The 24884-nt window shown below is 71.0% G+C and carries 23 protein-coding genes; 11 read left to right on the plus strand and 12 right to left on the minus strand.

Features of this window, described 5'->3' with window-relative positions; translation table 11 throughout:
- Window positions 1-9: 9 nt before the first annotated feature.
- Window positions 10-807: a phosphatase PAP2 family protein gene (locus tag ACFYNP_RS25955; protein WP_388788677.1), complete on the plus strand. Its 798-nt coding sequence runs from the start codon at window positions 10-12 to the stop codon at window positions 805-807.
- On the opposite strand, the gene ACFYNP_RS25960 is transcribed toward ACFYNP_RS25955, so the two are convergent.
- The 8 genes from ACFYNP_RS25960 to ACFYNP_RS25995 form a co-directional block, all read right to left on the minus strand.
- Window positions 758-2575 carry a chitinase gene (locus ACFYNP_RS25960; RefSeq protein ID WP_388788680.1) on the minus strand — a complete coding sequence of 606 codons (1818 nt, stop codon included), beginning with the start codon at window positions 2573-2575 and terminating at the stop codon, window positions 758-760. The two genes, ACFYNP_RS25955 and ACFYNP_RS25960, sit on opposite strands and share 50 nt — an antisense overlap.
- Before the next feature lie 98 nt (window positions 2576-2673).
- On the minus strand, window positions 2674-3147 hold the full coding sequence (locus tag ACFYNP_RS25965) for a hypothetical protein (RefSeq protein ID WP_388788683.1): 474 nt from the start codon (window positions 3145-3147) through the stop codon (window positions 2674-2676).
- A gap of 219 nt (window positions 3148-3366) precedes the next feature.
- Entirely contained in the window at window positions 3367-4788 is a 1422-nt protein-coding gene (locus tag ACFYNP_RS25970) for an NAD(P)/FAD-dependent oxidoreductase (protein WP_388788686.1), read from the minus strand.
- Between the two features lie 31 nt (window positions 4789-4819).
- Window positions 4820-5623, minus strand: coding sequence for an ABC transporter permease (locus tag ACFYNP_RS25975; RefSeq protein WP_388412409.1), 804 nt, complete (start codon window positions 5621-5623; stop codon window positions 4820-4822).
- 8 nt (window positions 5624-5631) lie between these two features.
- Window positions 5632-6546 (minus strand): ABC transporter permease, encoded by a 915-nt coding sequence (locus tag ACFYNP_RS25980; RefSeq protein WP_388788688.1) that lies wholly within the window; start codon window positions 6544-6546, stop codon window positions 5632-5634.
- Window positions 6543-7694: an ABC transporter ATP-binding protein gene (locus ACFYNP_RS25985; RefSeq protein ID WP_388788692.1), complete on the minus strand. Its 1152-nt coding sequence runs from the start codon at window positions 7692-7694 to the stop codon at window positions 6543-6545. Before ACFYNP_RS25985 ends, ACFYNP_RS25980 begins: the two co-directional genes overlap by 4 nt.
- A 185-nt stretch (window positions 7695-7879) precedes the next feature.
- Entirely contained in the window at window positions 7880-9130 is a 1251-nt protein-coding gene (locus ACFYNP_RS25990; RefSeq protein WP_388412269.1) for a spermidine/putrescine ABC transporter substrate-binding protein, read from the minus strand.
- Window positions 9131-9180: 50 nt separating this feature from the next.
- Window positions 9181-10722: a gamma-aminobutyraldehyde dehydrogenase gene (locus ACFYNP_RS25995; RefSeq protein ID WP_388788694.1), complete on the minus strand. Its 1542-nt coding sequence runs from the start codon at window positions 10720-10722 to the stop codon at window positions 9181-9183.
- 181 nt (window positions 10723-10903) lie between these two features.
- On the opposite strand from ACFYNP_RS25995, the gene ACFYNP_RS26000 reads away from it, so the two are divergent.
- On the plus strand, window positions 10904-11470 hold the full coding sequence (locus tag ACFYNP_RS26000) for an NADAR family protein (protein ID WP_388788697.1): 567 nt from the start codon (window positions 10904-10906) through the stop codon (window positions 11468-11470).
- A gap of 133 nt (window positions 11471-11603) precedes the next feature.
- Here ACFYNP_RS26000 and ACFYNP_RS26005 read toward each other — a convergent pair whose 3' ends face one another.
- Window positions 11604-12305, minus strand: coding sequence for a DUF4190 domain-containing protein (locus ACFYNP_RS26005; protein WP_388412264.1), 702 nt, complete (start codon window positions 12303-12305; stop codon window positions 11604-11606).
- A gap of 51 nt (window positions 12306-12356) precedes the next feature.
- On the opposite strand from ACFYNP_RS26005, the gene ACFYNP_RS26010 reads away from it, so the two are divergent.
- The 5 genes from ACFYNP_RS26010 (at window position 12357) to ACFYNP_RS26030 (ending at window position 17578) form a co-directional block, all read left to right on the plus strand.
- Window positions 12357-13478, plus strand: a complete 1122-nt coding sequence (locus ACFYNP_RS26010) for an adenosine deaminase (protein ID WP_388412262.1) — start codon at window positions 12357-12359, stop codon at window positions 13476-13478.
- Between the two features lie 57 nt (window positions 13479-13535).
- Window positions 13536-14219, plus strand: a complete 684-nt coding sequence (locus ACFYNP_RS26015) for a glycerophosphodiester phosphodiesterase (protein WP_388412260.1) — start codon at window positions 13536-13538, stop codon at window positions 14217-14219.
- A 210-nt stretch (window positions 14220-14429) separates the two neighbouring features.
- The gene (locus ACFYNP_RS26020) at window positions 14430-15554 is read left to right on the plus strand and encodes a sensor histidine kinase (protein ID WP_388788863.1); all 1125 of its coding nucleotides are present in this window, start codon (window positions 14430-14432) and stop codon (window positions 15552-15554) included.
- Entirely contained in the window at window positions 15551-16210 is a 660-nt protein-coding gene (locus ACFYNP_RS26025) for a response regulator (RefSeq protein ID WP_388788699.1), read from the plus strand. Before ACFYNP_RS26020 ends, ACFYNP_RS26025 begins: the two co-directional genes overlap by 4 nt.
- A gap of 159 nt (window positions 16211-16369) precedes the next feature.
- Window positions 16370-17578, plus strand: a complete 1209-nt coding sequence (locus ACFYNP_RS26030) for a serine hydrolase domain-containing protein (protein ID WP_388788702.1) — start codon at window positions 16370-16372, stop codon at window positions 17576-17578.
- A 109-nt stretch (window positions 17579-17687) separates the two neighbouring features.
- Here ACFYNP_RS26030 and ACFYNP_RS26035 read toward each other — a convergent pair whose 3' ends face one another.
- The 3 genes from ACFYNP_RS26035 to ACFYNP_RS26045 form a co-directional block, all read right to left on the minus strand.
- Entirely contained in the window at window positions 17688-17876 is a 189-nt protein-coding gene (locus ACFYNP_RS26035; RefSeq protein ID WP_388788705.1) for a hypothetical protein, read from the minus strand.
- A 49-nt stretch (window positions 17877-17925) separates the two neighbouring features.
- Complete coding sequence (locus ACFYNP_RS26040) at window positions 17926-19122, minus strand: PotD/PotF family extracellular solute-binding protein (protein ID WP_388412256.1); 1197 nt, start codon at window positions 19120-19122, stop codon at window positions 17926-17928.
- A 148-nt stretch (window positions 19123-19270) separates the two neighbouring features.
- Entirely contained in the window at window positions 19271-20710 is a 1440-nt protein-coding gene (locus ACFYNP_RS26045) for a gamma-aminobutyraldehyde dehydrogenase (RefSeq protein ID WP_388412255.1), read from the minus strand.
- 179 nt (window positions 20711-20889) lie between these two features.
- Between ACFYNP_RS26045 and ACFYNP_RS26050 the strand changes: the two genes are divergently transcribed.
- The 4 genes from ACFYNP_RS26050 (at window position 20890) to ACFYNP_RS26065 (ending at window position 24794) form a co-directional block, all read left to right on the plus strand.
- Window positions 20890-21381: an Lrp/AsnC family transcriptional regulator gene (locus ACFYNP_RS26050; RefSeq protein ID WP_199827074.1), complete on the plus strand. Its 492-nt coding sequence runs from the start codon at window positions 20890-20892 to the stop codon at window positions 21379-21381.
- Window positions 21366-22745 (plus strand): aspartate aminotransferase family protein, encoded by a 1380-nt coding sequence (locus tag ACFYNP_RS26055; RefSeq protein WP_161245330.1) that lies wholly within the window; start codon window positions 21366-21368, stop codon window positions 22743-22745. The genes ACFYNP_RS26050 and ACFYNP_RS26055 overlap by 16 nt, the downstream gene beginning before the upstream one ends.
- 172 nt (window positions 22746-22917) lie before the next feature.
- Window positions 22918-23655 carry an ABC transporter ATP-binding protein gene (locus ACFYNP_RS26060; protein ID WP_388412253.1) on the plus strand — a complete coding sequence of 246 codons (738 nt, stop codon included), beginning with the start codon at window positions 22918-22920 and terminating at the stop codon, window positions 23653-23655.
- The gene (locus ACFYNP_RS26065; protein ID WP_388788708.1) at window positions 23637-24794 is read left to right on the plus strand and encodes a hypothetical protein; all 1158 of its coding nucleotides are present in this window, start codon (window positions 23637-23639) and stop codon (window positions 24792-24794) included. Before ACFYNP_RS26060 ends, ACFYNP_RS26065 begins: the two co-directional genes overlap by 19 nt.
- The last annotated feature ends 90 nt before the right edge of the window (window positions 24795-24884 follow it).

Here is a 24884-nt window from a genome sequence, read left to right on the forward strand (position 1 = left end):
TTTCGGCAGATGAGAGAAACACCCCGCCCGCAGGGGACTGCGAGCGATTCCAGAGCGGAGCTTCCCCAGCCCTGCCCTGGTCGTGCCCTCGCGCACACCACTGGAGCCCCTGGCTCCGGAACTCCTCACCGATCGGCCGGCCGACCGCCCCACACCCCCCGGGGCGAGCGGCACGCCGGTCAAGGCGGCCGCCCCGGAACCTCCCCCCCTGTTCCGGGGCGGCCGGCTTTCCTCTTCGTCACGCTGCTCTGCGTGTTCGCGTGCATCACCTGGCAGGTCGTCTCCGACGGTCCGCTGCGCCGTCTCGACGAGCGCCTCGACCCCTCGCTCACCGGCCACGGCCCCTCCTGGCTCGCCGAGGGGCTCTCCGACCTCGGCAGCATGCCGGTCGCCCTGCCGGTGCTGGCCCTCGCGATCGGCTACGCCCTGTGGCGCGGACTGCGCCGCCGGGCCCTGATCGCCGCCGCCACGATGGCCCTGGTACCGCTGCTCGTGGTGCCGCTGAAGGAGTGGACCGCCCGGCCCGGCCCGTTCGATCCCGCCACCGGCTACTACCCCTCGGGCCACACCGCGACCGCGATGGTGGCGTACGGCTCGGTCGCGCTGCTGCTCTCCCCCGTCGTGCGCCGCCGCCGGGTGCTGCCCGTCGCCGCCGGGGTCCTGACGGCGGCGACGGGCAGCGGCCTGGTGCTGCACGGCTACCACTGGCCCCTGGACGTGCTGGCCAGCTGCTGCCTGTGCGGGGCGCTCCTGGTGCTCAGCTCCACGGGTATGCGTCGAAGTTCTTCGAGAACTCGCCGCCGTTGAACCGGTCCCAGTTGATGGACCACGTCATCAGGCCGCGCAGCCCCGGCCAGCTGCCGTGGGTCTGGTACGTGCCGCAGTTCGCCTTCTTCGTCAGGCAGTCCAGGGTCTTGGTGACCTCGGCGGGGCTGGTCCAGCCGTTGCCGGCCTGAGTGGAGGCGGGCAGGCCGATGGCGACCTGGTCGGGCCGCAGCGCCGGGAACACCTTGGCGGTGTCGCCCGCGACCGGGAAGCCGGTGAGCAGCATGTCGGTCATGGCGATGTGGAAGTCCGCGCCGCCCATCGAGTGGTACTGGTTGTCGAGTCCCATGATCGAACCCGAGTTGTAGTCCTGGACGTGCAGCAGCGTGAGCGAGTCGCGCAGCGCGTAGATCACCGGCAGATAGGCGCCGCAGCGCGGGTCCTGTCCGCCCCAGGGGCCCGAGCCGTAGTACTGGTAGCCCATCTGCACGAAGAACGTCTCCGGGGCCATGGTCAGGACGAACCTGGAGCCGTACTTGGCCTTGAGGGTCTTCAGGGCGTCAATGAGGTTGACGATGACGGGAGTTGTGGGGCTCCGGAAGTCCGTGTCGCCGGTGTTGAGCGAGAGGGAGTGGCCCTCGAAGTCGACGTCGAGGCCGTCCAGGCCGTAGTCGTCGATGATCTTCGAGACGGAGGAGACGAAGGTGTCGCGGGCGGCGGTCGTGGTCAGCTGGACCTGGCCGTTCTGGCCGCCGATGGAGATCAGCACCTTCTTGCCCGCGGCCTGCTTGGCCTTGATGGCCGCCTTGAAGTCGGCGAGCGATTCCGCGGTCGGGCATGCGCTGACCGGACACGGGGTGAAGCGGATGTCGCCGGAGGTCGGGGAGGTCGGCTCGCCGAAGGCCAGGTCGATGATGTTCCAGTCGTCGGGCACGTCCGCCATGCGCGTGTAGCCGGCGCCGTTGGCGAAGGAGGCGTGCAGATAGCCGACCAGCGCGTGCCCCGAGGGCGGCGGGGTCGTGCCGCCGCCGGTGGTGCTCGCGCTGACGGCGGCCGACTTGGGCGACTCGCCCGCGCTGTTGGTCGCGGTGACCTGGAAGCTGTACGCGGTGCTGGGCGCGAGGCCGGTGACGGTGGCCGAAGTCCCGCTCGCGGAAGCCACTTTGGCGCCGTCGCGGTACACGTTGTAGCCGGTTGCGCCGGTGACCGGGGACCAGCTCAGGCCGATGCCGGAGGAGGTGGCACCCGAGGCGGTGAGTCCGGTGGGGGCGGACGGTATCTGGACGGGGGCGCCGCCGGGTCCGATCAGGCTCACGTCGTCGGCCCCGTAGGCGGCGGTGCCGTACCAGCCGTGGGTGTAGACGGTCACCGATGTGGTGCTCGCGCCGGTCTTGAAGGTGGTCGTCAGCTGCTGCCAGGACGGCGCGGACTGGGTCCAGGTCGACACATCGGTGGTCCCGGTACCGGACGCCCCGAGGTAGACATAGCTGCCCTGCACCCAACTGCTCAGCGTGTACGTGGAGTTGGGCTGGACGGCGACGCTCTGGGAACACTGCGCGTTGTCGCTGCCGGCCGGGGTGGCCTTCAGGGCGTGGCCGCCGCCGTGCACGGGCGAGGTGACCACCGCGCCGCTGCCCGCGGTACAGCTCCAGCCGTCGAGCCCGGATTCGAAGCCGCCGTTGCGGATGAGGTCGGTGTCGGCGGCCTGCGCGGACGGCGCCGCGGCGACGAGTCCGGCCGCGCCGAGGGCGGCCGCCGTCAGGGCGGCACAGAGGGATGACCGGAGGGCCGGATGTCTGGTGCGGTCCACAACTGCCTCCAGGCAAGGGGGTATTGAGACACGAAGTGCGCACAACATGGTCCAGACCAATCCGGTTGTCAAGGCTTCCGGCAGCCGTCCGCCCCCACTCATTCCCCCTTGTCCCGGTTGTCCCCGTCGCGCGCGATCCGGGCCGCCGCCTCGTGCATCGCCAGCTCCAGGAGGGTGGGGTCGGTGAGGGTGCCCGAGCCGTCGGGCGGCACCAGCCAGCGCACCCCGCCGGTCGCCCGGCCGGGGTAGGGCACCACGATCCAGGTGCCGCGGCCCGCACCCCGCACCCCCGTGCCGAGCCAGCGCGCGGCGGTGCCGGGCGGCACGAAGAAGCCCATGCGCGCGTCGCCGAAGTCGACGAGCACGGGACCCGGCCGGTCCACGAGCCGGGCCAGCACATCGAACGTGTGGTGCCCGAGCTCGCCCGGCAGGATCAGTACGTCCCAGCGCCGGCCGGCCGGCAGGAGGGCGACCCCCAGGGGGTTGCGCTCCCACTCCCACCGGCAGGCGTCGGGATCCGGCGCCACCGACGCCAGCCATTCCACCGCGGTCTTCGACCCCGAGGCAGTCATTGCCGTCCCTCCGATCAACCCGCTCCACTGGGCACAGCCAGTGCGTCCACGGGAGAGAGCGGCCCCGGGCCGGGCTATGACGCGACTTCGCCTACCAATCGGTAGTGAGCTGGGTCACACGGTGATCGAAAGGGGTACGCCCCCGGCGTGACCGGGGGCGTACGAGATGATCAAGCACTCAACTGTCGCAGGGTGAAGCCCTGTTGCGGCCCGGGGCCGTCAGCTGTCGAAGCCCAGGCCGACCCGGTCCATCGCCTTGAGCCACAGATTGCGCCGGCCGCCCCGCTCGTCGGCCCGGGCCAGCGACCACTTGGTGATGCCGATGCCCGCCCACGCCACCGGCTCCGGCGGGAACGGCAGCGGCTTGGTGCGCACCATCTCCAGCTCGGTGCGCTCGGTGTGCTCCCCGGCGAGCAGGTCGAGCATCACATCGGCGCCGAAGCGGGTCGCGCCCACCCCGAGCCCGGTGTACCCGGCGGCGTAGGAGACCCGGCCGCCGTGGGCCGTGCCGAAGAACGCCGAGAACCGCGAGCAGGTGTCGATCGCGCCGCCCCACGCATGGCCGAAGCGGAGCCCCTCCAGCTGCGGGAAGCAGTGGAAGAACTGCTCGGCGAGCTTGGCGTACGTCTCGGGCCGGTCGTCGTACTCGCTGCGCACCTTCCCGCCGTACGGGTAGATCGCGTCGTAACCGCCCCACAGGATCCGGTTGTCTGCGGAGAGCCGGAAGTAGTGGAACTGGTTGGCCGCGTCCCCGAGGCCCTGGCGCCCCTGCCAGCCGATCGAGGCGAGCTGGGCCGCGTCGAGCGGCTCGGTCATCAGCGCGTAGTCGTACACCGGGACCGTGTACGGCCGCAGCCGCTTGACCAGCGAGGGGAACACATTGGTGCCGAGCGCGACCTGCTCGGCCCGCACCTTGCCGTACGGGGTGCGCACGCCCATGCCCCTGTCGACGCGGGCCAGCGAGAGGCCCGGGGTGTGCTCGTAGATCCGTACGCCGAGCTCCAGGCAGGCCCGCTTCAGGCCCCAGACGAGCTTGGCCGGGTGGAGCATGGCGACGCCGTCGCGGTCCCAGAGGCCGCCGAGGAAGGTGGGCGAGTCGACCTGGGCGCGCAGCGCCCGCTCGTCGAGGAGTTCGAGCCCGCCGAAGCCGAGCCCGGTCGCCTCCTCGTACATCTCGTGCAGCTCCTCCAGCTGGTGCGGCTCGGTGGCCACGTCGATCTCGCCGGTGCGCTCGAAGTCGCAGTCGATCTCGTAGCGGCCGACGGCCGCCTCGATGGCGTCGAGGTTGGCGGCGCCGAGTTCTTCGAGCCGGGCGAGCTCGTCGGGCCAGCGGGCCAGGCCGTTGCCCAGGCCGTGGGTGAGCGAGGCGGCGCAGAAACCGCCGTTGCGGCCGGAGGCGGCCCAGCCGATCTCCTTGCCCTCGATGAGGACGACATCGCGGCCGGGCTCGCGCTCCTTGGCGATGAGCGCGGTCCACAGCCCGCTGTAGCCACCGCCGACGACGAGCAGGTCGCACCTCTCGTCGCCGGTGAGGGCGGGCAGCGCCTCGGGGCGGCCGGGGTCCTCCAGCCAGAAGGGGACGGGCTTCGCGCCCGCCAGGGACTGCCGTGCTGCGCTCTTCATGGCTCGGGTCACGGCCATGATTTCCAACTCCCTCAGGAACTGCGTACGGTTACGCTTTCGCGCTGTTCTTGCGCCGGTTCGCAATGAATTGTCCGGCGGTGACCACCACGACGGCAACGAGGAACATCGCCGTCCCGATGACGTTGATCTGCACGGGCGTGCCGCGCTGCGCCGAGCCCCACACGAACATCGGGAAGGTCACGGTGGAGCCCGCGTTGAAGTTGGTGATGATGAAGTCGTCGAAGGAGAGCGCGAAGGCGAGCAGCGCGCCCGCCGCGATGCCGGGCGAGGCGATCGGCAGCGTCACCCGCAGGAACGTCTGGACCGGGCCCGCGTAGAGGTCGCGCGCGGCCTCTTCGAGTCTCGGGTCCATGGACATCACCCGGGCCTTGACGGCGGTGACGACGAAGCTGAGGCAGAACATGATGTGCGCGATGAGAATGGTCCAGAAGCCCAGCTGTGCGCCCATGTTGAGGAAGAGCGTCAGCAGCGAGGCGGCCATCACGACCTCGGGCATCGCCATCGGCAGGAAGATCAGCGAGTTGATCGCGCCGCGCGCCCGGAAGCGGTAGCGGACCAGGGCGAAGGCGATCATCGTGCCGAGCGCGGTCGCGCCGATCGTCGCCCAGAAGGCGATCTGCAACGAGAGCGAGAGCGAGCCGCACATGTCGGCGACCCCGCAGGGGTCCTTCCAGGCGTCCGTCGAGAACCGGGTCCACGAGTAGTTGAAGCGCCCGTTCGGCTTGTTGAACGAGAACACCATCACGACGACGTTCGGCAGGATCAGATACGCGAGGGTCGCGAGCCCCGCGATGACCACGAGGTTGCGGCGCAGCCACTTGACCATGGGCATGAGAGTCATCAGACCAAGTCCTCCGTCCCGGCTCGGCGGATGTAGACGGTGACCATGATCAGGACGATGGCCATGAGGATGAAGGAGAGGGCCGCGGCCGTCGGATAGTCCAGGACGCGCAGGAACTGCGACTGGATGACGTTGCCGACCATCTTCTGGTCGGTGGAGCCGAGCAGTTCGGCGTTCACGTAGTCACCGCTCGCCGGGATGAAGGTGAGCAGCGTGCCGGAGACGACACCGGGCATCGACAGCGGGAAGGTCACCTTGCGGAAGGTGGTGGCCGGGGTCGCGTACAGGTCGCCGGCCGCCTCGTGCAGCCGGGAGTCGATGCGCTCCAGGGAGGTGTACAGCGGCAGGATCATGAACGGCAGGAAGTTGTAGGTGAGTCCGCAGACCACCGCCATCGGCGTGGCCAGGACCCGGCTGCCCTCGGTCCAGCCCAGCCAGTTGGTGACGTCGAGGATGTGCAGGGCGCCGAGCGCGTGCACCACGGGCCCGCCGTCGGCCAGGATCGTCTTCCAGGCGAGGGTGCGGATGAGGAAGCTGGTGAAGAACGGCGCGATGACCAGGATGAGGACGATGTTGCGCCAGCGGCCCGCCTTGAAGGCGATCAGGTAGGCCAGCGGATAGCCGAGCAGCAGACAGAGCAGCGTCGCCGTGCCCGCGTAGAGCAGGGAGCGGATGAACTGCGGGTAGTACTCCTTGAAGGCGTCCCAGTACGTCTGGAAGTGCCAGGTGACCTGGAAGCCCTTCTCCAGTGAGCCCGTCTGTACGGAGGTCGAGGCCTGGTACACCATCGGCAGCGCGAAGAACACGATCAGCCAGAGGATGCCGGGCAGCAGCAGCCAGTACGGGACGAGCCGCTTGCGGGTGGACGCCTTGCGCACGGTGGGTTCCGCGGGCGCCTCGGCCAGGGCGGTCACGCGGCGTCCTCGACCTTCTCGACGCCCGCGTCGATGGCCTGCGCCGCGTCCAGGCCGAAGGTGTGCGCCGGGTTCCAGTGCAGGACGACCTCGGCGCCGGGCACGAGACGGGTGTCGCGCTCGATGTTCTGCTCGTACACCGAAAGGCCGCTGCCCGCCGGGGAGTCGATGAGGTACTGGGTGGAGACGCCGATGAAGGACGAGTCGACGATGCGGCCGGTGACGCGGTTGCGGCCGTCGGCGATCGCGCCCTCGTCGTCGCGGTGGGCGAGCGAGATCTTCTCGGGGCGCACGCCGACCAGGAGCTTGCCGCCGCTCGTCGTGGGGGCCGAACATCGTCCGCCGGGCAGCCGCAGTTTGGCGCCGCCCGCGGTGACCACGAGGTCCTCGCCGCTCTTCTCGGCCACCTCGGCCTCGATGAGGTTGGAGGTACCGAGGAAGTTCGCCACGAACGTGGTCTTCGGGTTCTCGTACAACTCGGCCGGGGCGCCGAGCTGTTCGACCCGGCCGCCGCTCATCACCGCGACCGTGTCGGCCATCGTCATGGCCTCCTCCTGGTCGTGGGTGACGTGCACGAAGGTGATGCCGACCTCGGTCTGGATGCGCTTGAGCTCCAGTTGCATCTGGCGGCGCAGCTTGAGGTCGAGGGCGCCGAGCGGCTCGTCCAGGAGCAGCACCTGGGGGTGGTTGATGAGCGCGCGGGCGACCGCGACGCGCTGCTGCTGGCCGCCGGAGAGCTGGTGCGGCTTGCGCTGGGCGAAGTCGCCGAGCTGGACGAGCTCCAGCATGTCGTCGACCTGCTTCTTCACCGACTTGATGCCCCGCCGGCGCAGCCCGAAGGCGATGTTCTCGGTGACGTTCAGGTGCGGGAAGAGGGCGTACGACTGGAAGACGGTGTTCACCGGCCGCTTGTAGGGCGGCAGGTCGGTGACGTCCTTGTCGCCGAGGAAGACCGTGCCGGTGCTCGGCTCCTCAAGACCGGCGATCATGCGCAGCGTGGTGGTCTTGCCGCAGCCGGACGCACCGAGCAGGGCGAAGAACGAGCCCTGCGGGACGGTCAGTTCGAGCGGATGGACGGCGGTGAAGGAGCCGTACGTCTTGCTGATCCCGGTGAGGCGGACATCGCCGCCGGCGGTGCTGTCAGTCATGGGTGGGGTCCCAGGGGGTGTCGAGGGGGAGGGAGGGGGGCCGAGCGCCCCGAAGGGGGCGGGGCTGTGACGTCGTGCGGCTGCGCCGCGATGGGGGTCACCCCTGTTCGAGCGAAGCCGAGAACTTGGGGGAACGACCAGCAACAACGGGCCCGGCACCGGTGAACTCGGGCCCCGCGGAGCGCTCACGCTCCGATGAGCTTGGAGAACTTCTGCTCGTACGCCGTCTCCTCGGCCTCGCTGAGCGAGCGGAAGGAGTGGGACTTCGCGGCCATCGCCTTGTCCGGCAGGATCAGTTCGTTCGCCGCGAGGGCCGGGTCGATCTTGGCGAGTTCGTCGCGCACCCCGTCGACCGGGCACTGGTAGTTGATGAACGCGGCGAGCTTCGCGGCGACCGGCAGCTCGTAGTAGTAGTCGATGAGCTTCTCCGCGTTGCTCTGGTGCCGGGCCTTCGCCGGGACGAGCAGGTTGTCGCTTGAGGTCATGTAACCCGCGGCCGGAATCGCGTACTTGATGTCCGGGTTGTCGGCGCGCAGCTGGGTCACGTCGCCGCCCCAGGCGACACAGGCCGCCAGATCGCCCTTCACCAGGTCGCCGGTGTAGTCGTTGCCGGTGAAGCGGCGGATCTGCTGGGAGTCGACGCCCTTCTGGAGCCGCCCGATCGCGGCGTCGAAGTCGGCGTCGGTGAACTTGGCGGGGTCCTTGCCGAGGTCGAGCAGGGTCATGCCGATGGTGTCGCGCATCTCGGACAGGAAGCCGACGCGGCCCTTCAGGGTGGGGTCGTCGAGCAGCTGGGTGACGGAGTCGACCTTCTTGCCGCCGGTCGCCTTGGAGTTGTAGGCGATGACGGTCGGGATGCCGGTCCAGGGGTAGGAGTAGGCGCGGCCGGGGTCCCAGTCGGGCGAGCGGAACTGGGGGGCGAGGTTGGCGTAGGCGTGGGGCAGGTGCGCGGGGTCGAGCTGCTGCGCCCAGCCGAGGCGGATGAGCCGGGCGGCGAGCCAGTCGGTGAGCACCATCAGGTCCCGGCCGGTGTCCTGGCCGGCCGCGAGCTGCGGCTTGATCTTCCCGAAGAACTCGACGTTGTCGTTGATGTCCTCGGTGTACTTGACCTGGATGCCGGTGCGGCGGGTGAACTCGTCCAGCGTCGGATGGTGCTTCTTGTCGTCGCTGATGTCCATGTACTGCGTCCAGTTGGAGAAGTTGACCTCCTTCTCCTGGGCGGAGTGGTCCGTGTTGGACGGTCCGGTGCCGTTCTCCTTCTTGGCCGCCGGGATGCCGCACGCGCTCAGGGTGGCGAGGCCGCCCACGGTGAGCGCGCCGACAGCCGAGGCGCGCAGCAGCGAACGGCGGGTCAGGGCGCCCCGGCCGTTGGTCAAGCTGCGTCCCATGGCGGCCAGTTGGGCCGCTGACAGGCTTTCGGGCTCGTACTGCTCCATGCGCTGAATGCCCTTTCGGGTGGGTTCGGTGGCCTGGTCGGGCCGCCTCTTTATCGGTCCCCGAAGATCGTGCGGTGCCAGTCCTTCCTGGCGACCGCTGTGTTGTCGTACATCACGTGCTTGACCTGGGTGTACTCCTCGAAGGAATACGCCGACATGTCCTTTCCGTAGCCGCTCGCCTTGTAGCCGCCGTGCGGCATCTCGCTGAGGATCGGGATGTGGTCGTTGATCCAGACGCAGCCCGCCTTGATCTCGCGGGTGGCCCGCCCGGTGCGGTACACGTCGCGGCTCCAGGCGGAGGCGGCGAGGCCGTAGGGGGTGTCGTTGGCGAGCGCGATGCCCTCGTCGTCGCTGTCGAAGGGCAGCACCACCAGGACCGGGCCGAAGATCTCGTCCTGGACGACCTCGCTGTCCTGGGGCGCGTCCACGATGAGGGTGGGCCGGTAGTAGGCGCCGTCGCCCTCGGGGGCCTCGCCGCCGGTGACGACCCGGGCATAGCTCCTGGCCCGCTCGACGAAAGCGGCGACGCGGTCGCGGTGGACGTGCGAGATCAGCGGGCCGAGGTCGGTGTCCTCGCGGAAGGGGTCGCCGAGCCGGACGGTCTCCATCAGGGCGGCGACCTGCTCGACGAAGGCCTCGTACAGCGGGCGCTGGACGTAGGCGCGGGTGGCGGCGGTGCAGTCCTGGCCGGAGTTGATGAGCGAGGCGGCGACCGCGCCGTGCACGGCGGCGTCCAGGTCGGCGTCGTCGAAGACCACGAAGGGGGCCTTGCCGCCGAGCTCCAGGTGGAGGCGCTTGACGGTCCGGGTGGCGATCTCGGCGACGCGCTTGCCGACCCCGGTGGACCCGGTGAAGGAGGTCATGACGACGTCGGGGTGCCCGACGAGGTGCTCGCCCGCGTCCTGGCCGGCACCGGTGACGATGTTGATCACACCGTCCGGGATGCCGGCCTCCTTGGCGGCCTCGGCGAACAGGAGCGAGGTCAGCGGGGTGGTCTCGGCGGGCTTGAGGACGATGGTGTTGCCGGCCGCGATCGCCGGGAGGATCTTCCAGGCGGCCATCTGGAGCGGGTAGTTCCAGGGCGCGATGGAGCCGACGACACCGATGGGCTCGCGGCGTACGTACGAGGTGTGGTCGCCCTCGTACTCCCCGGCCGACCGGCCCTCCAGGTGCCGCGCCGCGCCCGCGAAGAACGCGGTGTTGTCGATGGTGCCGGGCACGTCGAACTCGCGGCTCAGTTTGATCGGCTTGCCGCACTGGAGGGACTCGGCCCGCGCGAACTCCTCGGCGCGCTCGGCGAGCACCTCCGCGAACCGGTGCAGGGCGGCGGAGCGCTCGCCGGGGGTGGCGCCGGACCAGCCGGGGAAGGCCTCCTTGGCCGCGGCGACCGCGGCGTCGACATCGGCGGTGCCCGCGAGCTCGTACGTGTAGACCGTGTCCCCGGTGGCCGGATCGACGACCGCGTGCTCGCGCCCGGAGGTGCCGGGGCGCAGCCGCCCCCCGATGTACTGGGCGCCGGCCGCGAAGCGGTCCTGCGCGGGGAAGCGGTCCTTGGCGGGGGTGCTGTTGCCGCTGCCGGTGTCGGTGTCCATGTCGCCCACGTTCTTCGTAGCTTCAGCTCGATTTGAGTGCCGATCCTGACAGAGGCACATCTGGCCAACAAGTGATTCCGTTGTTGCCTTTTGGTTACGCGACGGAATCTGTCGACCATGTGTCGCGTCGGAGCCGTCATGGCCCGACGGAGTGTCAGTGGCGCGTGCCAGACTCGCATGCATGAACGAGGACACGGGGGACCGGGCGGCGCTGGACGCGCTGATCGCGCAGGTCAATAAGGGTGACCGGATCGAGTATCTGCACTTCTGGGGGCACCGCCCGCAGCGGGACGGGTCACTGGGACCGAGCTGTTTCAGCCAGTGGTGGCCCTCGCCCTTCACGGTCGACGGCGTCCGGTACGCGACGGCCGAGCACTGGATGATGGCGTCGAAGGCCCGGCTGTTCGGCGACCCGGACGCGGAGCGCGCGGCGATCGGGGCGGCGAATCCGGCGCTCGCGAAGAAGGCGGGACGCCTGGTGCGGGACTTCGACGACGAGGTGTGGCGCCGGGAGCGGTACGGCATCGTGCTGGCCGGCAGCCTGCACAAGTTCGGTCAGGACGAGGCGCTGCGGGGCTATCTGCTCGGCACCGGGAAGCGGGTCCTGGTCGAGGCCAGCCCGCTGGACCGGATCTGGGGCATAGGCCTGGCGGCGGACGCGCCGGAGGCGGCGGACCCGGAGCGGTGGCGCGGCCTGAACCTGCTGGGCTTCGCCCTGACGGAGGCGCGGGAGCGGCTGCGGCGCTGAGGCGGCGGCCCACTCGTACGGCCGGGCAGAGCGGACCCCGGGCGAAAGAGGCCGCGGCGGCCTCCCCCGCACGGGGTGACGTCCTCGGATCCCCTCGGCCCTCTCCCCCGGAGAGTCCCCCGGCGACGCTTCCTCAGCGGGCCGCGACGGCCGACGACAGGAAGTTCGAGTAGTCGTCGTACCGGGTGGTGTGGTCGAACGAACGGGTCGCGATCACCAGGACGAGAATCCCGACGCCGATCACGATGGCGATGATGCCCATGATGATGCCGGTCAGGGACTGCCCCCGGTTGTTCGCCTCACCGCGCCTGACCCGGCCCTTGCCGAGCAGACCGAAGATCAGGGCGAGCGTCCCGATCACGATGCCGGCGATGCCGACGGTGCAGAGCATGAGGACACATCCGACGATGCCGAGCACCATCGCTGCGATGCCGAACCCGTTCTGCGGCGGGGCGACGCCGGTGAACCCCGGGTAGCCGTACCCGGGCTGCTGGCCCGGGTATCCCGGGTAGCCCTGCCCGGGCTGCTGCGGGTAGGCGGGGTAGCCGTAACTGCCGGGGGCCGCCTGGCCCGGTGCGGGCGGCGGGGTCGGGGCGCCGTACCCGGTGCCGGGGGCCTGCTGCCCGGGCGCGCCCGGGAACGGGGCCTGGGCCGGGGCGCCGGGGGCAGCCTGCGGCGGGGCGGGGTACTGGCCCTCGGTCGGAGTGCCCGGCATGGATATGACCGTCTGCTGGTCGTGCACCGACGGCTTGTCCAGCGGGACCTTGCGCTCCGGCGGAGCCCAGGGGTCGCGGGGCTCCTGGCCTCCCGACGGCTGCTGGGTGTTGTCTGACATGGGCCTCCCCCATCGTGGTTCCGTCATGCTACGGCCAACGGTTCCGGGCGCGTGTGCCCGGCCTACCATGATCCCCGACCGGCGAAGGCCGTACGACGCCCCTCGCGCGAGGACCCTCGCGGCAGACCCATGGAGGACCCCATGACCGACCTGCACCCCTTCATCGCGGGGCTGCCCAAGGCCGAACTTCACGTGCACCACGTGGGATCGGCCTCACCGCGCATCGTGGCCGAACTCGCCGCCCGCCACGCGGACTCGAAGGTCCCCACCGATCCCGAGGCGCTCGCCGACTACTTCACGTTCACGGACTTCGCGCACTTCATCGAGGTCTACCTCTCGGTCGTCGACCTGATCCGCACCCCGGAGGATGTGCGCCTTCTCACCTACGAGGTGGCCCGTGACATGGCCCGGCAGAACGTCCGCTACGCCGAGCTGACCATCACGCCGTTCTCCTCCACCCGCCGGGGCATCGACGAGCGCGCCTTCATGGACGCGATCGAGGACGCCCGCCGGGCCGCCGAGGCCGAGTTCGGCACGGTCCTGCGCTGGTGCTTCGACATCCCGGGCGAGGCCGGTCTGGACGCCGCCGCCGAGACGGCCCGCCTCGCCACCGAGGACGGGGTGCGCCCGGAGGGGCTGGTCTCCTTCGGTCTGGGCGGCCCGGAGATCGGCGTGCCCCGACCGCAGTTCAAGCCGTACTTCGACCGGGCGATCGCCGCCGGGCTGCACTCCGTACCGCACTCGGGCGAGTCCACGGGCCCGCAGTCCATCTGGGACGCGCTGATCGACCTGCGCGCGGAGCGCATCGGCCACGGCACCAGCGCCACCCAGGACCCGGCCCTGCTCAAGCACCTCGCCGAGCACCGGATCGCCCTGGAGGTCTGCCCGACGTCCAACCTGGCGACGCGTGTGGTGCCCGACCTGGACCAGCACCCCATTAAGGAGATGGTGGCCGCGGGCGTCCTGGTCACCATCAACAGCGACGACCCGCCGATGTTCGGCAGCGACCTCAACAACGAGTACGCGGTCGCGGCCCGGCTCCTGGAACTGGACGAGCGGGGGGTCGCCGACCTCGCCAAGAACGCCGTCGAGGCGTCCTTCCTCGACCCCGCCGGCAAGACGAAGCTCGCCGGGGAGATCGACGACTACACCGCGAAGTGGCTGGCCCGCTGACCCTCCGGCGCCGGGCTCCGGCTGGCCGCTCCCGGCGCCGCTCCGCACAATGACCCCATGCGCACCGTGACAGCCGTGGCCCACCGCGGCGACCCGTACCGCGTCCGCGAGAACACGCTCCCCTCCATCGCCTCGGCCCTGGAGCGGGGCGCCGACGCGGTCGAGATCGATGTCCGCACCACCCGGGACGGCGTGCCCGTGCTGTTGCACGACGAGACGCTGAAGCGGCTGTGGGACTTCGACCGTCCGCTGGCCGAGCTCCCGCACGCGGAGGTCGCCGAGGTCACCGGCGGCGGGGTGCCCACCCTGCGGCAGGCGCTGATGGCGGCCGGGGCGCACCGGGTGATGCTGGATCTGCCCGGCGCCACCGAGGCGTCGGTGCGCAAGGTGGTGCACACGGTCCGCGAGTGCGGTGCGGGCGAGCGGGTCTACTACTGCGCCGGGCCGGTCGCCATGCTGTGGGTGCGTCGCGCCGACCCGCACGCGGAGATCGCCCTGACCTGGACCAAGCCCGCCCCGCCGCGCCCCGCCCTGGTCGAAGCCGTGAAGCCCCGCTGGCTCAACTACCGCTTCGGCCTGCTGAGTTCGGACCTGGTGGCGCGGGCCCACCGGGACGGCCTCCGCGTCTCGGCCTGGACGGCGGACACCGCCCGCACCCAGCGCCGGCTGATCGGCTACGGGGTGGACGCGATCACCACCAACCGCCTGGACACCCTGACCGCCGTCCTGTCGGGGCGGTAGCCGGGGCCGGTACGGGCGGGGCGGTTGCCGCCCGACGGGGACACGTGCGGGCGGAGAAGAGGGAAGGCCGATGGGGGGCACGGGGTGGGCGGTACTGAACGGCCGGCTGAACAGCTGGTGGCACGGCTGACGGCACGACCGGCGGCACGGCTGCGGGCGGCGAACGCCCGGACGGTCGACGTCGGCCTCGCCCTGCTCGTACAGGTGGCCATGTCGATCCCGTTCGTGGTGGCCCGTCCCGACGGGCTGCCCCCGTCCACCTGGGCCGACTACGCCCTGACCTCCCTGAGCGTGCTCCCGCTGGTGTGGCGGCGCCGGGCCCCGGTCGCGGTCACGCTCGCGGTCCTGGCGGCGGGGGCGGTGTACAAGCTGACCCTGGACGGGCCGGGCCAGCCTCTCCCCTACCCCGGGCTCATCGCCGTGTACTCGGTCGCGGCGCTCTCCCCCGCGCGCGAGCGGGTCGGGGTGGCCGCGCTCGTCGCGGTGCTCATCGTGCCGTCGGTGGCGCTCAACACCGGGGACGCCAAGGAGCTGATGTTCTCCTTCTTCGTCTTCGGTGCCGCGTACGCGCTCGGGCGGCTCACCCACACCAGGCAGGCCTACACCGCGGCCGTCGAGGACCGGGCAGCACAGCTGGAGCGGGCCAACCGCATCGAGGCCGAACAGGCCGCGGCCCGTGAACGGGCCCGGATCGCCCGGGAGATGCACGACATCCTCTCGCACGCGGTCAGCATCATGATCGTGCAGGCCGAGGCGGGCCCGCTCGCGGTACGGGCCGCGCCCGCCCGGGCGGAGGCCGCGTTCGAGGCGATCTCCGAGACCGGCCGGGACGCGATGGTCCAGCTGCGCCGGATGCTCGGGCTGCTCCGCGAGGAGGACGCCCCGGCCGCCCCGCGCGAACCGCAGCCGGGCCTCTCCGCGCTGCCCGCGCTGGTCCAGCGGGTGTCCCTGGGCGGCCCCGTGGTCACGTACCGGACGACGGGCGCGCCCGGCCCGCTCCCCCTGGACACCGAAGCGACGGTGTACCGGATCGTGCAGGAGGCCCTGACGAACGCGGTCAAGCATGCGGGAGCTTCGGTGATATCGGTCCAACTGACCTGCACGGAGAGCACGTTGACGATCGATGTTCTGGACGACGGATGCGGTACCGGGTCCGGACCCGGTACCGGGCACGGCCTGATCGGCATCCGCGAGCGGGCGGCGGCGCAGGGCGGCAGCGCCTCGGCGGGCCCGGGCCCGGACGGCCGGGGCTTCGCGGTGCGGGCCGTCCTGCCGCTGCCACCGCGCATGCCCGGCCCCCGCTCGGTACCCTCCTCGGCGGAGGTGGGGCCGTGACGATCCGTGTGGTGGTGGCCGACGACCAGGAGCTGGTGCGCAGTGGCTTCGCGCTGATCCTGGACGTCCAGCCGGACATCGAGGTGGTGGCCGAGGCAGGTGACGGCGCGCAGGCGGTCGAGGCGGTCCGCCGCCTCGCGCCCGATGTGGCGCTGCTCGACATCCGGATGCCGCGTCTGGACGGCATCGAGGCCTGCCGTGCGATCAGCGCCGCCGGGGCGTGCCGCACGGTGATGCTGACCACCTTCGACTCCGACGAGTACGTCTACGAGGCGCTGCACGCCGGGGCGAGCGGCTTCCTGCTCAAGGATGTCCGGCGGGACGATCTGGTGCACGCGGTGCGGGTGGTGGCGGCCGGGGACGCGTTGCTCGCCCCGTCGGTGGCGCGGCGGCTGATCGCCGAGTACACCTCGCGGCCCACCGTCCCGGCCGCCTCGGAGCGGCTCGCCGCGCTGACCTCCCGCGAGCGCGAGACGCTGCTGCTGCTCGGCCGGGGCCTGTCCAACGCCGAGATCGCGGCCGAACTCACCGTCTCCGAGCACACGGTGAAGACGCACGTCGGCCATGTGCTGGCGAAGCTGGGGCTGCGCGACCGCGTCCAGGCGGTGATCTGCGCGTACGAGACGGGTCTGATCGCCGTGGCCGCGCCGTCCTGACCGGGCTCCCCCGAGCGAGGGAGTCCGGGGCTCCAACTCCCCCGTAGTGGTGAGGAGCCGGGCGCTCGGAAACCGCTCGTCGCGGCGATCCGTACGCGGCGCGCGATCAGCAGGATGGGGTTCATCGGCACCACCTCCCTCGATCACGAAGGCCACCGCATGAACGCCCGCAGCCGCACCACCCTGCTCGCCACCGCCCTGGTCCTGGGCCTCTCGGCGGCCCCCGCCGTCGCGGCCCCCTCACCCGCGCCCGCCGGGGCCGCCGCCCATCGCACCGTCACCGGACCCGACACCGCCGCACTGCGCGCAGCCATCGCGGACGCGGGAAGGCCGGGGGCGGACGCGACGGCGGCGCTGGTCCGCGTCGGCGGCTCGGAGGGAAGCTGGCGGGGCAGCGCCGGGGTGCACGACCTGGTGAGCGACGCCCCGGCGGACCCGGCCGGGCGCTTCCGGGCCGGATCGGTCACCAAGGTGTTCACCGCGGCGATGGTGCTGCAACTCGCGGGCGAGGGCAGGGTCGCCCTCGACCGCCCGGTGCGCGGCTATCTGCCCGACCTGGTCCCGGCGGCCTATGCCGGGGTGACGGTCCGTCAACTCCTGAACCACACCAGCGGGATACCGTCGGTCGGTTCGCCCGACGACTCCTTGGAGTACCTGTACGCGCACCGCTTCGAGGCCCGCGACCCGGCGGACGTGGTGCGTGCGGCGACCGCACGGAAGCCGGACTTCGCGCCCGGCACCGCACAGCACTACGACAACATCGGCTACACCGTGGCCGGGCTGCTCCTTGAGCGGATCACCCATGACTCCTACGCCCATCAGCTCGCCACCCGCATCGTGCGGCCACTGCACCTGACGGACACCTACGTGCCCGGCGCGGACCCCGTCCTCAGGGGCCCGCACAACCACGGCTACCAGGTGTTCACCGCGCCGGACGGCTCGACGGAGCTGCGGGACGTGACGGTGTGGGGCGCGGGCGACACCTTCGCGGCGGGGGACCTGATCTCCACCACGGCCGACCTGGAGCGCTTCACGGACGCCCTGTTCACCGGCCGGGTGGTGCACGGCGCCCGGCTAAAGGAGATGTTCACGCTGCCCGACCCCGCGGTGCGGGACTGGGGGACGGGCAAGCCGGCCGCGTACAGCGCGGGCCTGTCGACGATACGGCTCGGCGGGCGGGACGTGTGGGGCAAGACCGGCGGCCGCTGGGGCTACAACACGGTGATCGCGGGCGTACTGTCCCCCACCGGCACCCTCGCCCGGACCCTGGTGTACAGCGTCAACTCCACGGACGCGAAGGGCGCGGACATGAACCCCACCGCGACGAAGGTCATGCTCGCGGCCTTCGGCGCCCCGACCCCCTCCTGAGGCCCGCCCCGCTCACGTCCTGGCGCCCGCCGTCCTCAGGCCGGCACCGGCGCCCGCTCCCCCATCGCCTCCAAGGCCTTGATCTTGCGCCGCACCACGTACAGCGGGATCACACCGAACCGATCCAGCCGGTCAGCCCCGGCAGCCGGCCGCCGAGCGGAGTCTGGTGCAACAGGGACTGCGTCCAGTGCAGTTCGTGCACCAGGGGGAACGCCGTCAGCCCGCTCAGCACGAGGCAGACGACGAACACGGCCAGCCATACGCGGGTACGCCGCAACAGGGCGTTTCGCTCGCTCATGATCGCAGCGTACGCCCGTATTGAACGCGTTCAAAACAACGGGGCGCCCCTAGAGCCCCACGATCTCGTTCCAGCGCTTGGCGAACTCGACGCGCTCCTCGGAGGTGATGTCCCGGGCGATGGCGAGGCGCCGCCGCATCGCGTCGTCCGGGAAGATCAGGGGGTCCTCGGCCAGCTGGGCCTCGTCCTTGTCCTTGGAGGAGGCGAGGACCTCGCGGGCGGCCGGCACCGGGCACACGTAGTTGACCGAGGCGGCGAGTTCGGCCGCGACCTGGGGGTCGTAGTAGTAGTCGACCAGGGCCTCCGCGTTCGCCTTGTGACGGGCCAGGTTGGGGATCATCATCGACTCCGCCCACAGCTCGGCACCCTCCTGGGGCACCACGAACTCGATGTCGGGGTTGTCGGCCTGGAGCTGGAACACATCGCCGCTGTAGGCCTGACAGGCCAGTACGTCGCCCTTGTTGAGGTCGCTGGTGTAGTCGTTGCCGGTGAAGCGGCGGATCTGCTTCTTCGCGACCTGCTTCTCGACCCGGTCGCACATCCGGTGGAAGTCGTCGGCCGTCCACTTGGTGATGTCGACGCCGTCGCCCTGCATCAGGAGCGCGAAGGACTCGTCGAGGCCGGAGAACAGCGTCACCTTGCCCGCGAGCCTCGGGTCCCACAGGTCGCCGACGTGCTGGATCTCGCGGCCGAGCTTCTTCTTGTTGTACGCGATGCCGGTGATCCCGGACTGCCACGGGACGCTGTGCAGACGTCCGTTGTCGAAGGCGGGGGTGCGCAGCTGGGGGTCGAGGTAGCGGGTGACGTTGGGCTGCTTGGCGCGGTCCATCTGCTGCACCCAGCCGAGCCGGACGAACCGGGCGGCCATCCAGTCACTGATGACCATCAGGTCCCGGCCGGTCTCCTGGTGGTTCATCAGGGCCGGGCTGATCTTCCCGAAGAACTCGTCGTTGTCGTTGATCTCCTCGGTGTACGTGACGGAGATCCCGGTGCTCCTGGTGAACGCGTCCAGGGTGGGCCGCCGGGAGGCGTCGTTGTCGTCGACGTCTATGTAGAGCGGCCAGTTGGCGAAGGTGAGGGACTTGTCGGCGGCCGAACGGTCGCGCCCGGCCCGGTCGCCCGGTTCGACGTACGCCGCAGGGACCCCGCAGCCGGCCAGTGCGGCCAGCGCGGCGCCGCCGCCGAGGGCGCGCAGCAGGCTGCGGCGGGACAGGGGGCTGGCTGCGGGGAACGCGGTCGGTCGCATTCCGGCAGGATGCCTCCCGCGTCCACCGCGTTCAATGGACGCTGCGTACAGCCCCGAGCCCCGGGCCAGACACCCTGTCGGGGCATGACGGCAGCGAAAAGGGGCGGGGGACAACTCCCCCGCCCCGATGCGCCGTTCAGGCCGCGGCTCAGCCCTCGATGGACGTCATCACGTGCTTGATGCGGGTGTAGTCCTCGAAGCCGTACGCGGAGAGGTCCTTGCCGTAGCCGGACTTCTTGAAGCCGCCGTGCGGCATCTCGGCGACCAGCGGGATGTGGGTGTTGATCCACACGCAGCCGAAGTCGAGGTTCTTCGACATCCGCATGGCGCGGGCGTGGTCCTTGGTCCACACCGAGGAGGCCAGCGCGTACTCGACGTCGTTCGCGTACTGGAGGGCCTGGGCCTCGTCGGTGAACGACTGGACGGTGATGACCGGTCCGAACACCTCGTTCTGGATGATCTCGTCGTCCTGCTTCAGACCGGAGACGACGGTCGGGGCGTAGAAGTAGCCCTGCTCGCCGACCTGGTGGCCGCCCGCCTCGACCTTGGCGTGGGCGGGCAGCCGGTCGATGAACCCGGCGACCTGCTTGAGCTGGTTGGCGTTGTTGAGCGGGCCGTACAGCACGTCCTCGTCGTCCGGCTGCCCGGTCCTGGTCTCGGCGGCCGTCTTGGCGAGCGCGGCCACGAACTCGTCGTGGATCGACTCGTGCACGAGCACGCGGGTCGCGGCCGTACAGTCCTGGCCGGCATTGAAGTAGCCCGCGACGGCGATGTCCTCGACGGCCTTGGCGATGTCGGCGTCCTCGAAGACGACGACCGGGGCCTTGCCGCCCAGCTCCAAGTGGACGCGCTTGACGTCCTTGGCGGCGGACTCGGCGACCTGCATGCCGGCCCGTACCGAACCGGTGATGGAGGCCATCGCCGGGGTCTTGTGCTCGACCATCGCGCGGCCGGTGTCGCGGTCGCCGCAGATGACGTTGAAGACGCCCTTGGGGACGATCGCGCCGATGATCTCGGCGAGCAGAACGGTCGAGGCGGGGGTGGTGTCCGACGGCTTGAGGACGACGGTGTTGCCCGCGGCGAGCGCCGGGGCGAACTTCCAGACCGCCATCATCATGGGGTAGTTCCACGGCGCGACCTGCGCGCAGACGCCGACCGGCTCGCGGCGGACGATCGAGGTCAGACCCTCCATGTACTCGCCGGCGCTGCGGCCTTCGAGCAGCCGGGCGGCGCCGGCGAAGAAGCGGATCTGGTCCACCATGGGCGGCACCTCTTCGGTGCGGGTGAGCTCAAGCGGCTTACCGGTGTTCTCCGACTCGGCCGCGATCAGCTCCTCGGCCCGCTCCTCGATGGCGTCCGCGATCTTGAGCAGCACGCGCTGGCGCTCGGCGGGGGTCGAGTCGCGCCAGGCGGGGAACGCCCGGGCGGCGGCCGCCATGGCGGCGTCGACGTCCTCCTGGCCGGAGAGCGGCGATGTCGCGTAGGGCTGTCCCGTGGCCGGATTGACCACCTCGATGGTCCGCCCGTCGGCAGCATCGCGGAACTCTCCGTCGATGTAGTTGCGCAAACGACGCAGTTCGGTGGTCACTTCGCTGGCCTCCCGGTCCGATGTCCGATGGGTGAGACACCCCACCCTAGTCGGTGAGGTGACGCTTTCGACAGACCTACCGCCCGCGAACTTCGGATTCAGTTCCCTGGAGGTCACAGAACAACGAATTTCATCGCTTTGGGGTTGCGGGACGGACGACTCGGGTGCACAGTGGCTCCGTGGCCAGCCGAAGCACAGAACCCAGGATCGGGAACGGACAGTCCCCGTCGATCGACGCCGTCTCCCTGGCGATCATCGAGCAGCTCCAGGAGGACGGACGCCGTCCCTACGCCGCGATCGGCAAGGCCGTGGGCCTGTCCGAGGCGGCTGTGCGCCAGCGCGTGCAGAAGCTGCTCGACCAGGGCGTCATGCAGATCGTCGCCGTCACCGACCCGCTCACCGTGGGATTCCGGCGGCAGGCGATGGTCGGCATCCGCGTCGAGGGCGACCTCGACCCCGTGGCGGAGGCGCTGACGGCCATGGCCGAATGCGAGTACGTGGTGATGACCGCGGGCTCCTTCGACCTGATGGTGGAGGTCGTCTGCGAGGACGACGACCACCTCCTCGAAGTGATCAACAAGAGGATCCGCGCCCTCCCCGGCGTGCGTTCCACCGAGAGCTTCGTCTATCTCAAGCTGAAGAAGCAGACCTATATGTGGGGAACCCGATAGCCGTGAGCAAGGACCTCAGCCAGACCGCCTACGACCACCTGTGGATGCACTTCACCCGCATGTCGTCGTACGAGAACGCGCCCGTTCCCACCATCGTCCGTGGCGAAGGCACCTACATCTACGACGACAAGGGCAAGAAGTACCTGGACGGCCTGTCGGGCCTGTTCGTCGTCAACGCCGGCCACGGCCGTCACGAGCTCGCCGAGACCGCCTACAAGCAGGCGCAGGAGCTGGCCTTCTTCCCGGTGTGGTCCTACGCCCACCCCAAGGCCGTCGAGCTCGCCGAGCGCCTCGCGAACTACGCGCCGGGCGACCTCAACAAGGTCTTCTTCACCACCGGTGGCGGCGAGGCCGTCGAGACCGCGTGGAAGCTGGCCAAGCAGTACCACAAGCTCACCGGCAACCACACGAAGTACAAGGTCATCTCGCGCGCGGTCGCCTACCACGGCACCCCGCAGGGCGCCCTGTCCATCACCGGTCTGCCCGCCCTCAAGGCGCCCTTCGAGCCGCTGGTCCCCGGCGCGCACAAGGTGCCCAACACCAACATCTACCGCGCCCCGATCCACGGCGAGGACCCGGTGGCCTTCGGCCGCTGGGCCGCCGACCAGATCGAGCAGGAGATCCTCTTCGAGGGCCCCGAGACCGTCGCCGCCGTCTTCCTGGAGCCGGTGCAGAACGCGGGCGGCTGCTTCCCGCCGCCGCCCGGCTACTTCCAGCGGGTCCGCGAGATCTGCGACAAGTACGACGTGCTGCTCGTCTCCGACGAGGTCATCTGCGCCTTCGGCCGCCTGGGCACGATGTTCGCCTGTGACAAGTTCGACTACGTGCCGGACATGATCACCTGCGCCAAGGGCATGACCTCGGGCTACTCCCCGATCGGCGCCTGCATCATCTCGGACAGGCTGGCCGAGCCGTTCTACAAGGGTGACAACACCTTCCTGCACGGCTACACCTTCGGCGGCCACCCGGTCTCCGCGGCGGTGGGCCTGGCCAACCTCGACATCTTCGAGCGCGAGGGCCTCAACCAGCACGTGCTCGACAACGAGGGCGCCTTCTTCGACACCCTCAAGAAGCTGCACGACCTGCCGATAGTCGGCGACGTCCGCGGCAACGGCTTCTTCTACGGCATCGAACTGGTGAAGGACAAGGCCACCAAGGAGACGTTCAACGACGAGGAGACCGAGCGCGTCCTGTACGGCTTCCTCTCCAAGGCGCTGTACGACAACGGCCTGTACTGCCGGGCCGACGACCGCGGCGACCCGGTCGTCCAGCTGGCCCCGCCGCTGATCTCCGACCAGAACACCTTCGACGAGATCGAGGGCGTCCTGCGTCAGGTCCTGACGGAGGCCTGGACGAAGCTCTGACCCGTCCCGCCCACGGCCCGGCCGCGCCCATCCGAGTGAGATGGGGGCGGCCGGGCCGCGTGCTGTCATGGCAGCCACACCCCAGTGCCTAGCGTGCCCAGTGACCGATCGGCCCTGCCTTCGTTCCCCCGTACGGGGAGCAGGAAATCTGATCTGAACCGAGGTGTGCACCATGGTGGCTCCGCCGGACAACGACGTGCTGTGGGCACGTTCCCTGCATCACTCCCACAGCGGCTCGCCCGCGCTGACCGGGGTCAGCGTGGAGGCTCGCGAGGGCGAGATCCTCGCCGTCGGCGGCCCGCGCGGCTCGGGCAAGACGACCCTGCTGCGCTGCCTGTCGGGCGCGGTCGTGCCGGACGAGGGCGAGGTGTGGTTCAACAGCGGGGCCGTGCACACCCTGGGCACGGCGGCCCGCGAGCGGCTGCGGCGCGACCGGTTCGCCTGGATCGACCCGGAGCCCGCCCTGGTCCCCGAGCTGAGCGCCTGGGAGAACGCGGCCCTGCCGCTGCTGCTGCGGGGCGTCTCGCACCGGAGCGCGAAGAAGACCACCCTGGAGTGGCTGGAGCGCCTCGACGTCGACACCTGCGCCAAGAAGCGCCCGCACGCCCTGCTCCAGGCGGAGCGCCAGCGCGTGGCGATCGCGCGCGCCCTGATCACCGAGCCGACCGTCCTGTTCGCCGACGAGCCCACCGCGACCCTGCACAGCGCCGACCGCGCCCAGGTGCTGCGCACCCTGCTCACCGCGGCCCGCTCGCACCACATCACCACGATCATCGCCACCCACGACACGGACGTGGCCGCCCTCGCCGACCGCACGGTGGTCCTCATCGACGGGCGTCGGGTCAACTCCCGTGAGAACAGTGGCACTTCGCAAACGGAGGGTATCGCCGCGTGCTCGCTCTCCGTCTAGCCCGCGGTACCCACCCCCTGGTCCTGCTGCGCCGCCTGCTGGTGGCCGCCGCGTCCGCCGGGGTGGGCTTCCTGCTCCTGTGCACGCTCGGATACGCGGTCGGCCATTCCGGCAGTTCGGTGCTGCGGCTGCTGTGGTGCGCGGTTCCGCTGGCGGCGACCGTGCACTTCGCGGTCGCGGTCGCCCGCACCGACCCGAGCACCCGGCCGCGCACCGGGCTCTCCGCCGTCGGCCTCGGCCCGGCGCGGCTCGCCGCGATCGCCGCCGCGTCCACGGCGGTGACCTGCACCCTGGGCTCGGTGGTGGCGCTCCTGGTGTATCTGCATCTGCGCGGCGACATCGACGGGCTGCCCTTCGACGGCGCGGCCGCCGGGCTGCTCGCCGCCGACGAACCGATGCCGCTGGCGGGTGCCCTGACCCTGCTCGCGGTGCTTCCGGTGACGGCGTCCGTCGCGGCCGGGCTCGCCCTGCGCCCGCGCACCCCGCGCGCCGGACGCACCAGCGATCCGGTGCACCCCGAGGAGCCGGCGCCCGCACCGGCCGGACTGCCGTGGGGCTTCGCGCTGGTCGCGGCGGGCCTGGCGGTCGAGACGTACGCGAGCCGGGGCGCGCAGGGCGCCGCCTTCCCGATGCCGGGCCATCCCGAGGGCACCCCGGCCGGGGTGCTCGCCGGCTGGGCGATCACCGTGCTCGGCCTCGCCCTGGCGGGGCCGGCCCTGGCCCACTTCTGCGGACGGCTGCTCCAGCTGGCCCGGCCCAGCGCGGCCCGGCTGCTCGCCGGCCGGGTCCTGATGGCGGAGGCCCGGCGCATCGGGCGGCCGCTCGGGGTGGTGTGCGCGGTGGCCGCCGGGGCGATCGCCGCGGCCACCCTGTACGGCGACCGGGCGGGCCCACACCCCTTCGGCCCGCTGACCGGCCTCGGCGCGGCCCTGGTGATGAGCTGCACCGTGGCGACCCTGCTGACCGCGGCCCTGGAGTCGCGCCATGCCCGCTCCGACACCACGGCCGCTCTGGTGTCCCTCGGCACGCCGGTGGCGGTGCTGCGGACCGCCGCGTTCCTGCGGGCGGCGGCCCTGCTGGCGGTCCTCACCCCGCTCACGGTGCTCATCGCGGAAGTCGCGGCGCTGCCGCTGCGGTAGGCGCGCCTGCGGGCGGCGGGGGCCCGACAGGTCTCCGGGGCCGCTGTGGATGGCGCGGGCCGAGTGGCTCCCGCCTTCGCGGACCCGCCC

This window comes from Streptomyces sp. NPDC006691 (assembly GCF_042869955.1).
Lineage (GTDB): Bacteria > Actinomycetota > Actinomycetes > Streptomycetales > Streptomycetaceae > Streptomyces.

Excerpts from the sequence above, each read along its gene's own strand:
- ACFYNP_RS26035 (WP_388788705.1), bottom strand. The coding sequence starts at position 17,876 with ATGAGCGAGCGAAACGCCCTGTTGCGGCGTACCCGCGTATGGCTGGCC.
- ACFYNP_RS25965 (WP_388788683.1), bottom strand. The coding sequence starts at position 3,147 with ATGACTGCCTCGGGGTCGAAGACCGCGGTGGAATGGCTGGCGTCGGTG.
- ACFYNP_RS25975 (WP_388412409.1), bottom strand. The coding sequence starts at position 5,623 with ATGCCCATGGTCAAGTGGCTGCGCCGCAACCTCGTGGTCATCGCGGGG.
- ACFYNP_RS25970 (WP_388788686.1), bottom strand. The coding sequence starts at position 4,788 with ATGGCCGTGACCCGAGCCATGAAGAGCGCAGCACGGCAGTCCCTGGCG.
- ACFYNP_RS26040 (WP_388412256.1), bottom strand. The coding sequence starts at position 19,122 with ATGCGACCGACCGCGTTCCCCGCAGCCAGCCCCCTGTCCCGCCGCAGC.
- ACFYNP_RS25955 (WP_388788677.1), top strand. The coding sequence starts at position 10 with ATGAGAGAAACACCCCGCCCGCAGGGGACTGCGAGCGATTCCAGAGCG.
- ACFYNP_RS25985 (WP_388788692.1), bottom strand. The coding sequence starts at position 7,694 with ATGACTGACAGCACCGCCGGCGGCGATGTCCGCCTCACCGGGATCAGC.
- ACFYNP_RS26000 (WP_388788697.1), top strand. The coding sequence starts at position 10,904 with ATGAACGAGGACACGGGGGACCGGGCGGCGCTGGACGCGCTGATCGCG.
- ACFYNP_RS25990 (WP_388412269.1), bottom strand. The coding sequence starts at position 9,130 with ATGGAGCAGTACGAGCCCGAAAGCCTGTCAGCGGCCCAACTGGCCGCC.
- ACFYNP_RS26060 (WP_388412253.1), top strand. The coding sequence starts at position 22,918 with ATGGTGGCTCCGCCGGACAACGACGTGCTGTGGGCACGTTCCCTGCAT.
- ACFYNP_RS26030 (WP_388788702.1), top strand. The coding sequence starts at position 16,370 with ATGAACGCCCGCAGCCGCACCACCCTGCTCGCCACCGCCCTGGTCCTG.
- ACFYNP_RS26015 (WP_388412260.1), top strand. The coding sequence starts at position 13,536 with ATGCGCACCGTGACAGCCGTGGCCCACCGCGGCGACCCGTACCGCGTC.
- ACFYNP_RS26020 (WP_388788863.1), top strand. The coding sequence starts at position 14,430 with ATGTCGATCCCGTTCGTGGTGGCCCGTCCCGACGGGCTGCCCCCGTCC.
- ACFYNP_RS25995 (WP_388788694.1), bottom strand. The coding sequence starts at position 10,722 with ATGGACACCGACACCGGCAGCGGCAACAGCACCCCCGCCAAGGACCGC.
- ACFYNP_RS26005 (WP_388412264.1), bottom strand. The coding sequence starts at position 12,305 with ATGTCAGACAACACCCAGCAGCCGTCGGGAGGCCAGGAGCCCCGCGAC.